The sequence below is a fragment of the Microbacterium binotii genome, from assembly GCF_021398715.1.
GTDB classification, from domain to species: domain Bacteria; phylum Actinomycetota; class Actinomycetes; order Actinomycetales; family Microbacteriaceae; genus Microbacterium; species Microbacterium binotii_A.
The window spans coordinates 2,449,427-2,463,410 of sequence record NZ_CP090347.1; the positions used below are offsets into that span (position 1 = coordinate 2,449,427).

Annotated in this window: 12 protein-coding genes; 7 read left to right on the forward strand and 5 right to left on the reverse strand. The window is 70.8% G+C overall.

Annotation, left to right across the window (positions count from 1 at the left end; genetic code table 11):
• Positions 1 to 144 precede the first annotated feature (144 nt).
• Both LXM64_RS12135 and LXM64_RS12140 read left to right on the forward strand, forming a co-directional pair.
• Entirely contained in the window at positions 145 to 1,734 is a 1,590-nt protein-coding gene (locus LXM64_RS12135; RefSeq protein WP_419144836.1) for an acyl-CoA carboxylase subunit beta, read from the forward strand.
• The gene (locus LXM64_RS12140; protein WP_234073418.1) at positions 1,731 to 1,958 is read left to right on the forward strand and encodes an acyl-CoA carboxylase epsilon subunit; all 228 of its coding nucleotides are present in this window, start codon (positions 1,731 to 1,733) and stop codon (positions 1,956 to 1,958) included. The genes LXM64_RS12135 and LXM64_RS12140 overlap by 4 nt, the downstream gene beginning before the upstream one ends.
• A 262-nt stretch (positions 1,959 to 2,220) precedes the next feature.
• Here the strand turns inward: LXM64_RS12140 and LXM64_RS12145 are convergent, their stop codons facing one another.
• Genes LXM64_RS12145 through LXM64_RS12160 form a run of 4 tightly spaced genes read right to left on the reverse strand, consistent with a single transcriptional unit; the run spans position 2,221 to position 6,436 of the window.
• Positions 2,221 to 3,267: a hypothetical protein gene (locus LXM64_RS12145; protein WP_234073419.1), complete on the reverse strand. Its 1,047-nt coding sequence runs from the start codon at positions 3,265 to 3,267 to the stop codon at positions 2,221 to 2,223.
• Complete coding sequence (locus LXM64_RS12150) at positions 3,264 to 4,502, reverse strand: sensor histidine kinase (protein ID WP_234073420.1); 1,239 nt, start codon at positions 4,500 to 4,502, stop codon at positions 3,264 to 3,266. The genes LXM64_RS12145 and LXM64_RS12150 overlap by 4 nt, the downstream gene beginning before the upstream one ends.
• A complete protein-coding gene (locus LXM64_RS12155) occupies positions 4,492 to 5,154 on the reverse strand; it encodes a response regulator transcription factor (protein WP_137416341.1) in 663 nt (220 codons plus the stop codon). The genes LXM64_RS12150 and LXM64_RS12155 overlap by 11 nt, the downstream gene beginning before the upstream one ends.
• Before the next feature lie 4 nt (positions 5,155 to 5,158).
• A complete protein-coding gene (locus LXM64_RS12160; protein ID WP_234073421.1) occupies positions 5,159 to 6,436 on the reverse strand; it encodes a class I SAM-dependent RNA methyltransferase in 1,278 nt (425 codons plus the stop codon).
• Between the two features lie 80 nt (positions 6,437 to 6,516).
• Between LXM64_RS12160 and LXM64_RS12165 the strand changes: the two genes are divergently transcribed.
• Together LXM64_RS12165 and LXM64_RS12170 are read left to right on the forward strand one after the other, a co-directional pair.
• On the forward strand, positions 6,517 to 7,170 hold the full coding sequence (locus LXM64_RS12165) for a Maf family protein (protein WP_234073422.1): 654 nt from the start codon (positions 6,517 to 6,519) through the stop codon (positions 7,168 to 7,170).
• A 99-nt stretch (positions 7,171 to 7,269) separates the two neighbouring features.
• Positions 7,270 to 9,036 carry an acetyl/propionyl/methylcrotonyl-CoA carboxylase subunit alpha gene (locus LXM64_RS12170; protein ID WP_234073423.1) on the forward strand — a complete coding sequence of 589 codons (1,767 nt, stop codon included), beginning with the start codon at positions 7,270 to 7,272 and terminating at the stop codon, positions 9,034 to 9,036.
• 173 nt (positions 9,037 to 9,209) lie between these two features.
• Here the strand turns inward: LXM64_RS12170 and LXM64_RS12175 are convergent, their stop codons facing one another.
• Positions 9,210 to 10,670 carry an NAD(P)H-quinone dehydrogenase gene (locus LXM64_RS12175; protein ID WP_419144837.1) on the reverse strand — a complete coding sequence of 487 codons (1,461 nt, stop codon included), beginning with the start codon at positions 10,668 to 10,670 and terminating at the stop codon, positions 9,210 to 9,212.
• Between the two features lie 89 nt (positions 10,671 to 10,759).
• Here LXM64_RS12175 and LXM64_RS12180 point away from each other — a divergent pair, with 89 nt between their 5' ends.
• The 3 genes from LXM64_RS12180 to LXM64_RS12190 are packed head-to-tail and all read left to right on the forward strand — an operon-like array spanning position 10,760 to position 13,853.
• Positions 10,760 to 11,593 carry a purine-nucleoside phosphorylase gene (locus tag LXM64_RS12180; protein WP_137416336.1) on the forward strand — a complete coding sequence of 278 codons (834 nt, stop codon included), beginning with the start codon at positions 10,760 to 10,762 and terminating at the stop codon, positions 11,591 to 11,593.
• Positions 11,590 to 13,263, forward strand: a complete 1,674-nt coding sequence (locus tag LXM64_RS12185) for a phospho-sugar mutase (RefSeq protein ID WP_234073425.1) — start codon at positions 11,590 to 11,592, stop codon at positions 13,261 to 13,263. The genes LXM64_RS12180 and LXM64_RS12185 overlap by 4 nt, the downstream gene beginning before the upstream one ends.
• On the forward strand, positions 13,260 to 13,853 hold the full coding sequence (locus LXM64_RS12190) for a GNAT family N-acetyltransferase (protein WP_234073426.1): 594 nt from the start codon (positions 13,260 to 13,262) through the stop codon (positions 13,851 to 13,853). Before LXM64_RS12185 ends, LXM64_RS12190 begins: the two co-directional genes overlap by 4 nt.
• Positions 13,854 to 13,984: the final 131 nt, after the last annotated feature.

The following is a 13,984-nucleotide window of genomic DNA, read 5'->3' on the forward strand; positions in this document are numbered from 1 at the left end:
CGCGACCCCCGATCGCACTCCCCCGTTGACAGCGTGAGCTCGCGTCTCACGTCGACAGCATCTGAGACAGCCAACAGCGGATGCCGCACACACCTGTCGACACCCTCCAACGCCAGGGGAGGCGGCGCCGATAGGGTGGAACGCGTGACGGACAGCCCCGACCTCTCGACCACCGCAGGCAAGATCGCCGACCTGCGCCAGCGCTATCAGGAAGCGGTCGTCGACGCCGAGAAGAACGCCCAGACGAAACAGCACGCGAAAGACAAGCTCACGGCACGTGAGCGCATCGAGCTGCTCGTCGATCACGGCAGTTTCGTGGAGATGGACGAGTACGTGCGTCACCGCACGACGGCCTTCGGCATGGAGCGCTCGCGTCCGTACGGCGACTCCGTCGTGATCGGAACCGGCACCATCCACGGTCGCACGGTCGCCGTGTATGCGCAGGACTTCTCCACCTTCGGCGGCTCGCTCGGCGAAGTCGCCGGCGACAAGATCATCAAGATCATGGAGTTCGCGCTGCGCGCGGGCTGCCCCTGCATCGGCATCCTCGACTCGGGCGGAGCCCGCATCCAGGAGGGCGTGGTGGCGCTCGGCAAGTACGGCGAGATCTTCCGCCTGAACACCGCGGCATCCGGCGTGATCCCGCAGATCTCGCTCATCATGGGTCCGGCGGCGGGTGGAGCGGTCTACTCCCCCGCCCTCACCGACTTCGTCATCATGGTCGACAAGACGAGCCAGATGTTCGTGACCGGACCCGACGTCATCAAGACGGTCACGGGCGAGGACGTCGGGATGGAGGAGCTGGGCGGTGCCCTCACGCACAACACACGCTCCGGCGTCGCGCATTACCTCGCCGAGGACGAGGATGACGCGATCGACTACGCCCGCACGCTGATCGGCTTCCTCCCCGACAACAACATGTCCGAGGTCCCGGGCTACGAGGGCGTCTTCGAGTTCGAGACGACGGATGCGGACCGCGCGCTCAACGCGGTGATCCCCGACTCGCCGAACCAGCCCTACGACATCCACCAGGTCATCGAGCACGTGGTGGACGACGGGGAGTTCCTCGAGGTCCAGCCCCTCTTCGCCCCGAACATCGTGATCGGCTTCGGCCGCGTCGAGGGCCGCACGGTCGGCGTCATCGCCAACCAGCCCTCGCAGATGGCGGGAACGCTCAACATCGACGCGGGAGAGAAGGCCAGCCGCTTCGTCCGATTCTGCGACGCATTCTCCATCCCGATCGTGACGCTCGTCGACGTGCCGGGCTATCTGCCCGGCACCGACCAGGAGTGGACGGGCGTCATCCGCCGCGGAGCGAAGCTGCTCTACGCCTACGCCGAGGCGACCGTCCCGCTCGTCACCGTGATCCTGCGCAAGGCCTACGGCGGTGCCTACATCGTGATGGGCTCCAAGCAGCTGGGCGCCGACATCAACCTGGCCTGGCCGACCGCGGAGATCGCCGTCATGGGCGGGCAGGGAGCGGTGAACATCCTCTACCGCGGCGAGATCAAGCGTGCCGAAGAAGCCGGCGAGGACGTCGCCGCGGTGCGTGCACGGCTGGCGAACGAGTACACGTACAACGTGGCATCCCCCTTCCTCGCGGCCGAGCGCGGCGAGCTGGACGGGATCATCGAACCCGCTCAGACCCGCGTCGCGATCGCGAAGGCGCTGCGCTCCCTGCGCGGCAAGCGCGCCAGCCTGCCGCCGAAGAAGCACGGGAACATCCCGCTATGACCCTCGAGGAATCGGGCGAAGCGCTGCGGATCGACGTACGCAAGGGGAATCCGGACGAGGTGGAGCTCGCGGCGGCGATCGCGGTCGTCGCCGCCGCCTACCGGCAGGAGGAGCAGGGCGCGGTGGCCGCCGAGCCGATCCGGCGCTCCGCGTGGTCACTGTCGCAGCGCGGGCTCCGACAGCCGCTCCGGCGTGAAGCCGGATGGGGCGGATACAGCGGCTGAGGCACGCCGGAGGGCGCCGACGCAGGTGTCCCCCAAAGTACCTACAGACACTCCCCGCACCCCGTTCGCATACTGGAGGAGCTGGAACGCATCTTCGCGTTCGATCGGCCCGTTGACCGTCAGGGTGCACCAACCGGGTTCGATCTTGCGGGTGGTTTTCGGGTAACCACTCGCCCGGAGACGAGGGGCGAGCGACTCGCCGCCCCTCGTCTCCTTTCCTTTTGACGGTGCAGGCGCACCGCGGCTCGCAGGACCGCGGGACTCAGCCGGCCGGGTGCTCGATCTCGCGCCAGAGATCCACGCTGTCCTCGTCGGACAGACCGAGAGTCGATGAGGCGCGTCCGACGACGGTGACGGCGACCCGCTCGTCGGGCGAGGTGCGGATGTAGAGGCGCTCGGATCGCGCCGAGCGCAGCGTCTGGGCGAGTTCGGCGCGGATGACGTGCAGCTGCTCTTCGGCAAGCCCGTCCAGACCGCCCTCGTCGAACATCGTGACCATGGCACCGCGCCTGCGCGCCGCATCCAATGCCTCGCGCACATCGGCGTCCAGGAGACGCGGCCCGCGCAGTTCATCGCGCAGACGCCCCTCGGCGATGCGGGCATCGGTGCGCTCGTCCTCCGAGAGGCGGCCGCCGGTCGCGATCGTGCGCGCCAGCACCGGACCGGCCACGGCGAGCGCGCGCTGCACCTGGATTCGCCGCTCCCGTTGCTGCGACCCCTGCGCCGCCTGCACGGCCGATGCGGTGCGCTGCAGTTCGCCGAGCCGTTCGGTGTCGCGCGCCGCGCGGTCCAGCGCGAACGTGAAGAAGTGGGCGCCGGTCACCCAGACCACCGAACCCACCAGTCCGAGACCGAGCGCGGGAATCGGCCCGAGGAGCACCATCGACCACCCCGCGAGCACCGCGGTGCCGCTCCAGGCCGCCCACGGCCTCCGGCGGATGACGAGGATGGTCATCAGAGCTCCCAGGCCTCCGATGTACCACGTGGCGTACTGCTCGGTGCGAGCCTCCGGCGGGATCGCCACGGAGATCAGCGGCGGCAGCACCATCGAGACCAGCAGCGCCGCCACGCACAGCCACATGGGCAGCCGGTCGCTCCCCCGCGCAACGGTGATCTCCTGGCTGCGCGTGCGCAGTCCCGAGGTCATCCCCCAGAAGATGCAGAGCCACGCGACGAGGAGGAAGAGGATGAGCGCGCTCCACAGCAGAAGCGGCTCGCGAACGGGACCGGTGACCCATGAGGCGCGCGCGACGAGGAAGCCGGTGAAGGCGAGGCCGAGCATCATGACGACGAATCGGATGCTGATCATGGGCCCACCGCCCGCCACGTCATCGTCACCCGGGTTCCGTCCTTGGAGGAGACCACGTCGGCGCTCCCGCCGAACGCGCTCACCCGCGCCAGGATGGATGCACGGATGCCGAGCCGGTCAGCGGGAACGTCGTCGATGTCGAAGCCGGGCCCGCTGTCGGCGACGACGATGACCACACGGCCGGGCCGCGCACTGCCGCTCACGCGCACCACGAGCCCCGTCCCCGCGGCGTGCTCCACCGCATTGGAGATGGCTTGGGCTGCTGCGAGCGCCAGCGCCCGCGCAACCCGGCCGGGCACCTCGGGGGTGTCGGGGTCGAGGTCGACGACGAGCTCCGCCGGGCAGCGTGCATCATCGATCGTCCGCCGGATGTCGGCCACGATCGCCTCCGCCGGCACCGGCGCGTCGCTGCCTTCGCCGACATCCCGATCGGTGTTCGCCAGCCGGGTCAGGGCCTCGCGGGCCATGGAGACGGCCAGATCGCGCTCACGCGGTGTCTCGGCACGTTCCGCGGCCAGCAGCGCCGCCAGCACGCTGTCGTGCATGAGCGCCGCGACCGCGACGCGTTCGCGTTCCGTGGCGTTCACGGCGGCGGCTTGCGCGTAGGAGCTCACCGCGCGCAGGCGCCGCTCGTCGATCGTCGAGGACGCGGTGCGGAACGTCCACGCGAGCATCATCAGAACGCTCCCCAGGATGAGGGAGAAGGAGGTGTCCAGCGACACCGCGATCCACGCATCCGCCACGAAGCGCAGCTCGATCATCCGGACGAGCCCGTACACGAAAGGCAGGAGCACGGTGATCGCGACGTGGGCGGGACGAGGAAAGACGATGACGCTCGCCACGGTGGCGACGGTCACCAGGAAGTAGATCCACGGCTGATACGTGATCGCGGTCTCCGACCCGGCCGTGGCCCATGGCCAGACGACGAGGGACGCGGTGTAGGCGACGACGAAGAAGCGTCCGCCGAAGAGCGTGAAGCGGCCAGTGAAGAACGTGACCTCCATGACCACGAACGGGACGAAGACCACGAGCATGAGAGCGAGCTCCCACCCCTCCCGCACGTCCCGCGCTCCCAGGGCCGCGAAGAAGGCCTGCGCGCCGAGTGCGCCGAAGGCGAGGGCGACCGACACCGCCATGACGCGCTCGACCCGCTCCCGCGTGAACGAGGCGATGCCGGGGATACCGGTGCTCTCGAGCTCTTCGCGGAGGACCCGTAACGGTCGGCTATCGGTCATGGGCGCCCACCGACTGCTCCGTGAGCAGTCCGTCCTCCAGCGCGCGCCGCAGCAGGTCGACCTTGGTGGGAGCGGGCCTGCCGACCTCGACGTACTTCACGCGGATGCGCGTGATGTTCTCCTTGGCTGTCGAGAAGGCGATACCCAGGCGATCGGCCACGATCTTCAGGGGAAGCCCCGCGGCGTACAGCTTCAGCACCTCGCGTTCGCGCGTCGAGAGCTGGGCATCCGCGAAAGCACGGTCCCCTTCGATCGCACTGGCCCACTCGACGGTGTTCAGCACGTCCCCCCTCGCCACCGTCGCGATCGCTCCGACGACGTCCGAGATCGGCGAGGCCTTGCTGATGACGCCGACCGCTCCGGCGAGCAGGGCTTCGCGCACGGATGCGGGCCGATCCGCGACGCTGTAGATGATCACCGCCGAGCCGTCGCCCGTCAACCGGGTGACGTTCTCGGTGACCGTCGTGCCGTCGCCGAGGGTGAGATCCAGCACCACGACGTCGGCCTGCTCTCCCCCGTCCGCGCGCCACGCGAGGTACGACGTGACGGACGCTCCGGAATAGACGACGTCGGTCGTGCCGGTCCGCGCGCAGGCGGCCTCCACCCCGAGCCGCACCGACTCGTGGTCGTCGATGAAGGCGACGCGCGTCATGCGCTCATGCTAGCCGTGCGCCCGTCCGCCGAAGAGTGGCGATCGCCTCGACGTGGTGGGAGTGCGGGAACAGGTCGACCCCGCGGACCGCCTCGGCGTCATAACCGTGCAGGCGGAACTCGGCGAGGTCCCGCGCGAGTGCGACGGGGTCGCACGCGACGTAGACGATGGCGGCCGGCTCGAGCCCGGCGATCGCGCGCGCGGTGTCCTTGCCCGCGCCCGAACGAGGCGGGTCGAGCACGACGACCCCCCGCGAGAGTCGGGCGCGCTGATCGCTGCTCGCATTGTTCGCGAGGTCGGCCACCCACCGCTCCACCCGCGCCGTCTCGGCCCGTGCGCCCACCCACTGCGCCAGGTTGTGCCCCGCGTGCTCGGTGGCGCGGGCGTTGGACTCCACGCTCGTGATGCGAGCGGAGGGGCCTGCGGCGTCGCCGATCGCGGCCGCGAGCAGCCCGACGCCGCCGTACAGGTCGAGGTGCCACCCCTCCGGATCCACGCCGACGTCGTGGAGCGCGTCGCTCACCAACGCGGTCAGAGTGGCCGCCGCCAGGCGGTGCACCTGCCAGAACCCGCCCGCGTCCACACGGAAGGCGCGCTCCCCCACCCGCTCGGTGACCACCTCGGGCCGCGCGGCGCCCTCACGCGCGTCGGGTCGCGCGATCACCCGCACCCGGCCGTCGGCGGGCTCGACGAGCTCGACGCGCCCAGGCTTCGCGCGGGCCAGCCCCGCCGCCGCATCCCCGATCGCCGACGTCGCGAGCGGCAGCTCGCGAACGGGCACGACCCGGTGACTGCGCGCCCCGAAGGGACCGATGTTCCCCTCCGCGTCGACGTGCAGGCTCACCCGCGTGCGCCACCCGGTACCGTCCGCGCTCTCGGTCTCGCCGGTCGCACTCGTGTGCGCCGCCTCCATGGTCGCCGGAAGCGACAGCCGTCCGATGCGTGCCAGAGCGTCCTCGATCACGCGGAGCTTGAGCGCCCGCTGCTGGGGCAGGACGATGTGGCCGAAGTCCGCACCGCCGGGACGGTCCTCGGCGGGCACCGACAGGTCGGCCTGCGCCCAGACATGCGGCTGCCGGTGCGGTGATGCGTCGAGGACCTCGACGACTTCTGCCCGCCAGAAGGACTTCTTGGAGGTGTCGGTCAGACGCACTCGCACGCGCTCACCGGGCAGCGTGTCCGGCACGAAGACGACGCGTCGCTCATCACCGTGCCGCGCGACGAAGACGCCGCCGTGGGCGACATCGGTGATCTCGAGCTCGAGGTGCGTTCCGGCATCCATCCTTCGAGCTTCGCACACGCCCGCCCAGCGGCGACCCCCGCTCCGGCGGGCGCGCACGGACGACGGGCTACCGTGGAGGGATGCGCGTGCTCCTCGCCTCGACATCGCCCGCCCGGCTCATGCTGCTTCGCCAGGCGGGGATCGAACCGCGCACCGCCGCCCCCGACGTCGACGAGGAGGCGGTGGTCGCCGCCGTCGAGGCCGCGGAGAAGCGCACGCTCACCCCCACGGAGCACGTGCTGCTGCTCGCGCGGCGCAAGGCGGCGGCCGTCGTCGCCGCGCTCGAGGAGGACGGGGAGGACTTCGACGGCGTCGTGATCGGCGGCGACTCGATGTTCGAGCTCGACGGCGAGATCCTCGGCAAGCCCTACACACCGGAAACCGCGACGGCCCGGTGGCACGACATGCGCGGCCGCACGGGCGTGCTGCATTCGGGGCACAGCGTGGTCCGGCTCGCTCCCGGCGCAGCGCCCGTCGAGGCGCACGCCGTCGCCGCGGCGTCCGTGACCTTCGCCGCGGACGTCACGGATGCGGAGATCGCCGCCTACGTCGCGACGGGCGAACCGCTGCTGGTGGCAGGCGCCTTCACCGTCGACAGTCTCGGCGGCCCCTTCATCACCCGCGTCGAGGGCGACCCGTCGACGGTGGTGGGGATGTCGCTGTCGACGCTGCGGACCCTGTGCCGCGAGCTCGGGGTGACGTGGACCGATCTGTGGGGTCCCTCCACCGACTGAACCCGCGTCGGGACGGTTGTAGGTTCTCCCGAACAGATTTATTTGTTCTTGTTGAGTTCGGTCAAAAAGACACGGCAACCTCTCGCTAGGCTGGCACTCATGCCTCGCATCGCCAAGGTCCTCATCGCGAACCGCGGCGAGATCGCCGTACGCATCATCCGTGCCGCTCGTGACGCCGGGATCGCCTCCGTCGCGGTCTACTCCGACCAGGATCGGGATGCGCTTCACGTGCGTCTCGCCGACGAGGCCTACGCCCTCGATGGCACCACCGGCGCCGAGACCTACCTCTCGATCGAGAAGATCCTCTCCGTCCTCCGCCGTGCCGGCGCCGACGCGGTGCACCCCGGATACGGCTTCCTCGCCGAGAACGCGGACTTCGCCCGCGCGGTGATCGGCGCAGGCGCCACCTGGATCGGCCCCTCGCCCGACGCCATCGAGGCGCTCGGCGACAAGGTCACAGCCCGCCATGTCGCCGAGAAGGTCGGCGCCCCGCTCGCCCCGGGAACCCCCGGCCCCGTCTCGGGCGCCGACGAGGTCATCGCCTTCGCTGAGCAGTACGGACTGCCCATCGCCATCAAGGCCGCCTACGGCGGCGGCGGCCGAGGCCTCAAGGTGGCGCGCGAGCTCGACGAGGTCGCGGAGCTCTTCGAGTCCGCGACCCGCGAGGCGATCACCTCGTTCGGACGCGGCGAGTGCTTCGTCGAGAAGTACCTCGACAAGCCGCGCCACGTCGAGACGCAGTGCCTGGCGGATGCGGCGGGCAACGTCGTCGTGATCTCCACGCGCGACTGCTCGCTGCAGCGCCGCCACCAGAAGCTCGTCGAGGAGGCGCCGGCGCCGTTCCTGACCGAGGAGCAGAACCGCATCCTCTACGAGTCCTCCAAGGCCATCCTGCGCGAGGTCGGCTACCTCGGTGCCGGCACCTGCGAGTTCCTCATCGGCGCGGACGGGACGATCTCCTTCCTCGAGGTCAACACCCGCCTGCAGGTCGAGCACACGGTCTCCGAAGAGGTCACCGGCATCGACCTCGTCCGCGAGCAGTTCCGCATCGCCGAGGGCGAGCTGATCGGCTACGACGACCCGGCCCCCATCGGCCACTCGATCGAGTTCCGCATCAACGGCGAGGACCCGGGACGGGGCTTTCTCCCCCAGCCCGGTCCGGTGAAGGTCTTCAAGACCTTCGGCGGCCCCGGCATCCGTCTCGATTCGGGTGTCACCGCGGGCGACGTCGTCTCGGGCGCGTTCGACTCGCTGCTGGCGAAGCTGATCGTCACGGGCCGTGATCGCGCGGAGGCGCTCGCCCGGGCGCGTCGCGCCCTCGACGAGTTCGAGGTCGCGGGCCTGCCCACCGTCATCCCGTTCCACCGTGACGTCGTGCGTCAGCCGGCGTTCACCGCCGAGGACGGCGTTTTCGGCGTCTACACGCGCTGGATCGAGACCGAGTACGTGAACGAGATCCCCGCGTGGGACGGCGAGCTCGGCGACATCGCGCAGCCCGAGCAGCGGCACACGGTCGTCGTCGAGGTCGGCGGGAAGCGCCTCGAGGTGAGCCTGCCCGACCGGATCGCCGCAGCACCTGCGCAGACCGGTCGCCCCGCCGCGGTGCCGCCGTCACGTCGCTCGCACCAGACCACCGCCAACGCGGGCGCTTCGGGCGATGCCGTGAAGGCGCCGATGCAGGCGACGATCGTCAAGATCGCGGTCTCTGAGGGTCAGCAGGTCGTCAAGGGCGACCTCGTCGTCGTCCTCGAGGCGATGAAGATGGAGCAGCCGATCCAGGCGCACAAGGACGGCGTGGTCGGCGCGATCAACGCCGCCGCCGGCACCACGGTCTCCGCGGGGCACCAGCTCCTGACCATCAACTGACCCGTCCGGGCCACCCGCCCGGGTGCCCGGGTTGCGTCGCATGTGCGCAGCTGCGCCACTTCTGCGCACCTGCCGCCGTCATTCCCTGCCGCGGGTGCGCAGAGGTGCGGCCGCGACGAAACGAGCGCGCGGCGCGGTGACATCGGCGGCTGCGGCGCGTGGCCGCATCCGGATCAGTCCTCGTCTTCGGTGGCCGGCTCGATCACGTGCATGGCACGCATCGCGTCGGTCACAGAGCCCGACAGCGACGGGTACACCGTGAACACGCGCGACACCTGATCGACGGTCAGACGGCGCTCCACGGCGATGGCGATCGGGTAGATGAGATCGGATGCGCGCGGGCCGACGATCGTGCCGCCGATGACGGTTCCGCTGCCCTCGCGCGCGATGATCTTGACGAAGCCGTCCTTGATGCCCATCATCTTGGCGCGCGGGTTGGCCGCGAGCGGCATCTTGCACACGACGCCGTTGATGGCGCCGTCGCGGATGTCCTTCTCCTGCCAGCCGACCGTCGCGATCTCGGGCGCGGTGAAGATGTTGGCGGCGATGCGTCGTTGCTCGAGCGGGATGACCACGTCGCCGAGGGCGTGGAAGATCCCCGTGCGCCCCTGCATCGCGGCGACGGAGGCGAGCGGGACGAAGGTCGTGCAGTCCCCCGCCGCGTAGATGTTGGGCACCGAGGTGCGCGCGACGCGGTTGACCCGGATGTGGCCGGACTCCGTCGTCTCGACGCCGGCCTCCTCGAGGCCGATGCCCGCCGTGTTCGGGATGGAGCCCACGGCCATGAGGCAGTGGCTGCCCTCGATCGTGCGCCCGTCGGCGAGGGTCACTCGGACGCCGTCGCCGGTGTTCTCGGCGCGCTCGGCGCGCGCCTTCGCCAGCAGCGTCATGCCACCGCGGGCGAAGACCTTCTCGAGCACCGCCGCGGCATCCGCATCCTCGCCGGGAAGCACCTGGTCGCGGCTGGAGACGAGCGTCACCTTGGCGCCGAGGTTCATGTAGGCGGACGCGAACTCCGCGCCCGTCACGCCCGAGCCCACCACGATGAGGTGCTCGGGGATGGTCTTCATGTCGTAGAGCTGGGTCCACGTGAGGATGCGTTCGCCGTCGGGCTTGGCGGTGGCGAGCTGACGCGGGGAGGCGCCGACGGAGACCACGAGCGTGTCTGCCTCCACCCGGTCGAAGTCCGTGCCGCCGGGACCGGTGGAGGCGACCACCGCGCCGGGTCCGTCGAGACGGCCGTGACCCGAGATGATGCGCACGCCCGCGGACACGAGCGAGGCGCGCATGTCGTCGGACTGCTGACGGGCGAGCGAGAGGAGCCGTTTGTTCACGGCAGCGAGGTTGATCGCCACCTGCGGCTGCAGGGGCTTGCCGGTGCCGTCCTTCGCGAAGAGCTGGACGCCCAGATCACTCGCCCCGGCGATGGCGACAGCCGCATCCGCCGTGGCGATGAGGGACTTCGAGGGAACGACGTCCGTGATCACCGCCGACCCGCCGACACCGGCGCGTTCGACGAGCGTCACCTCGGCTCCCAGCTGGGCCGCCGCCAGCGCCGCTTCGTAGCCGCCCGGGCCACCACCGATGATCGCGACGCGCTGGGCGCTCTCGAAGCTCGCAGACATGGTGCTCATTCTCTCCCCCGACGGCGCGCGCCGACGAATCGGGGGCTGCGGCGAGCGTCGATGTGGCCCACCGGGCCTCGGGTTCATAAGGTGGGGACATGGCAACGACCCCCCTCAACCCGCTCGACGACCCGGCGGCCGATCCGTTCGAGATCGCCCGCCGCGCCGCCGACGACATCGCGCGCCTCACCGGCGTCGCCCAGCACGACATCGCCCTCACGCTCGGCAGCGGCTGGGGCAAGGCCGCGGAGCTCATCGGTGAGACCGTCGCGACGATCGACGCGCCGGAGGTCACCGGCTTCAGCAAGCCGGCGCTGGAAGGCCACGTCGGCACGCTTCGCAGCGTCCGCACGCCTGCGGGCACGCACGTGCTGGTCATCGGCGCGCGCACGCACTACTACGAGGGCCACGGCACCCGCCGCGTCGTGCACAGCGTGCGTACGGCCGCCGCGACCGGCGCGCGCACCATGGTGCTCACCAACGGCGCCGGCGGCATCAAGGAGCACTGGAAGCCCGGGACGCCCGTGCTGATCAGCGACCACATCAACCTCACCGCGGACTCTCCGCTCGAGGGTGCGACGTTCGTGGATCTCACCGACCTCTACTCCTCGCGCCTGCGCGATCTCGCTCGCACCGTTGACCCGAGCCTGGATGAGGGCGTCTACTGCCAGTTCCGCGGGCCGCAGTACGAGACGCCGGCCGAAGTGCAGATGGCCAAGATCATCGGTGGACACATCGTCGGCATGTCGACCGCTCTCGAGGCGATCGCCGCCCGTCAGGCCGGGATGGAGGTGCTGGGCTTCTCGCTCATCACCAACCTCGCCGCGGGCATCTCGCCCACTCCGCTCAGCCACGCCGAGGTGATCGAGGCGGGCCGCGAGGCGGAGCCCGTGATCTCCGATCTCCTCGCCCGCGTGATCGGCCGGCTGTGAGCGACGCCGTGGAGGCCGCCCGCGCGTGGCTCGCGCAGGACCCCGACCCCGAGACGCGTGAGGAGCTCACCGACCTCCTCGCCAGAGCGGATGCGGGCGACGCATCCGCTCTCGCCGATCTCGACGACCGCTTCGGCACCCGCCTCGCGTTCGGCACCGCCGGGCTCCGCGGCGAGCTCGGTGCGGGCAGCAACCGGATGAACCGCGTACTCGTCGCGCAGGCGGCCGCGGGGCTCGCCGCCTATCTTTCGGCCAATACGGCCGAAGGTCACACGCCTCGCGTCGTGGTGGGCTACGACGGACGCCGCAACTCGGACGTCTTCGCGCGCGACTCGGCGGAGATCTTCGCGGGGGCGGGGCTGGACGCCGTGCTGCTGCCGAGGCTGCTGCCCACTCCGGTCCTCGCCTTCGCCGTCCGGCATCTGGATGCGGACGCGGGGGTCATGGTCACCGCGAGCCACAACCCGCCGAACGACAACGGCTACAAGGTGTACCTCGGCGGCGCCGACGACGGATCGCAGATCGTGCCCCCCGCCGATGGCGAGATCGCGGCGCAGATCTCGCGCATCGCGACGGAGGTCTCGGCGAGCGAGATCCCCCGCTCGCTGGGATACCGCACCGCATCCGAGGAGGTCGTCGAAGCGTACGTCTCGGCCACCGCCGCCGTCGGGCCCGCGCCTGCAGGCGCCGAGGGACTGCGCTGGGTCTACACCGCGATGCACGGCGTGGGCGGGGAGACGCTGGGGCGCATCGTCGCCGCGGCCGGGTACCCCGAGCCCGTCCAGGTGGCCGCGCAGGCCGAGCCGGACGGGCGCTTCCCGACCGTCGCCTTCCCGAATCCGGAGGAACCCGGCGCGATGGACCTCGCCTTCCAAACGGCGCGGGAGGCGGATGCGGAACTCGTCATCGCCAACGACCCCGACGCCGACCGCCTCGCGGTGGCCGTGCCCGACGCGGATGCGGAAGGCGGCTGGCGCCGTCTGACGGGCAACCAGATCGGGCTGCTGCTCGGCTGGCGCGCGGCGCGCAAGGCTGCGGAGGCCGGCGCATCCGGAACACTCGCCTGCTCGCTCGTCTCCTCCCCCGGGCTCCAGACTGTCGCCGAGCACTTCGGTCTGGGCTTCGCCGCGACCCTCACCGGCTTCAAGTGGATCTCGCGCGCGCCCGAGCTGATCTTCGGCTTCGAGGAGGCGCTCGGCTACCTCGTGAACCCCGAGACCGTGCGCGACAAGGACGGCATCTCGGCGGCCGTCGCGGCGCTCGAGCTCGCGAGCGAGGCCCGTGGCTCCGGAAGGACGCTGCAGGATCTGCTCGACGAGTTCGACCGGACGTTCGGCTTCTTCGCGAGCGACCAGATCTCGGTGCGCGTGCAGGACCTCTCGATCATCGGCACGATCATGTCGAGCCTGCGGGCGGATCCCCCGTCGCGCATCGGCGAGGTGAAGGTCAAGGCGGTCGAGGACCTCAGCGAGGGGTCGGAGACGCTCCCCGCGAGCGACGTGCTGCGCTACACCCTCAAGGGAGGCTCGCGCGTGATCGTGCGTCCCTCGGGCACCGAGCCCAAGCTCAAGGCGTACCTTGACGTCCGCGGAGAGTCGGCGACGGATGCGACCGAGCGCATCGCCGCCCTGAGCGACGGGGTGCGGGCGCTGCTGGACGCGCGTTCGTGAGCGGATGGTCCGAGGCCCCGCTGCTCGAGAACGCCCACGTGCGTCTCGAGCAGCTGGCGCCCGAGCACGCCGACGACCTCGCGGCGGCGGTCGCGGTCGATGAGCTCTGGCGCACCTGGTACACCCGCATCCCCTCGCCGGAGGGCATGCGGGACGAGATCGAGAGTCGACTCGAACGACAGCGGGCCGGCCTCGTCGCCCCGTGGGCGATCGTGTCGGTGCGCGACGGCCGCGCCGTCGGCATGACGACCTACCTCAACCTCGACGAGACCAACCGGCGACTCGAGATCGGGTCGACCTGGATGGGGCGCGCCGCCCAGGGCATCGGCATCAATCCGGCCGCCAAGCTCCTGCTCCTGGAGCGCGCGTTCGACCAGCTCGGATGCGGAGCGGTCGAGTTCCGCACCCACTGGCACAACCATCAGTCGCGCGCCGCTATCGCCCGACTCGGCGCCAAACAGGACGGCGTCCTGCGCAATCACACGGTGTGGTCGGACGGAACGATGCGCGACACCGTCGTCTTCTCGATCATCGACGGCGAGTGGCCGACGGTCCGCGCCGCGCTGACCGCCCGTCTCCGCCACCGCTGACCGCCCGCATCCGCTGATGCGCCGCATCCGCGTCGGGGGCGCGGCATCCGCGTGGGGGCCCGGCGTCCGCGTCGGGGCCCGGCATCGCCGTGTCTCACTCGTTCACGTGAATCGCGCCCGAAGCCTGCACG

Coding starts and splice junctions, on each gene's coding strand:
- LXM64_RS12140 (WP_234073418.1), top strand. CDS start 1,731: ATGACCCTCGAGGAATCGGGCGAAGCGCTGCGGATCGACGTACGCAAG.
- LXM64_RS12145 (WP_234073419.1), bottom strand. CDS start 3,267: ATGATCAGCATCCGATTCGTCGTCATGATGCTCGGCCTCGCCTTCACC.
- LXM64_RS12150 (WP_234073420.1), bottom strand. CDS start 4,502: ATGACCGATAGCCGACCGTTACGGGTCCTCCGCGAAGAGCTCGAGAGC.
- LXM64_RS12155 (WP_137416341.1), bottom strand. CDS start 5,154: ATGACGCGCGTCGCCTTCATCGACGACCACGAGTCGGTGCGGCTCGGG.
- LXM64_RS12160 (WP_234073421.1), bottom strand. CDS start 6,436: ATGGATGCCGGAACGCACCTCGAGCTCGAGATCACCGATGTCGCCCAC.
- LXM64_RS12165 (WP_234073422.1), top strand. CDS start 6,517: ATGCGCGTGCTCCTCGCCTCGACATCGCCCGCCCGGCTCATGCTGCTT.
- LXM64_RS12170 (WP_234073423.1), top strand. CDS start 7,270: ATGCCTCGCATCGCCAAGGTCCTCATCGCGAACCGCGGCGAGATCGCC.
- LXM64_RS12175 (WP_419144837.1), bottom strand. CDS start 10,670: ATGAGCACCATGTCTGCGAGCTTCGAGAGCGCCCAGCGCGTCGCGATC.
- LXM64_RS12180 (WP_137416336.1), top strand. CDS start 10,760: ATGGCAACGACCCCCCTCAACCCGCTCGACGACCCGGCGGCCGATCCG.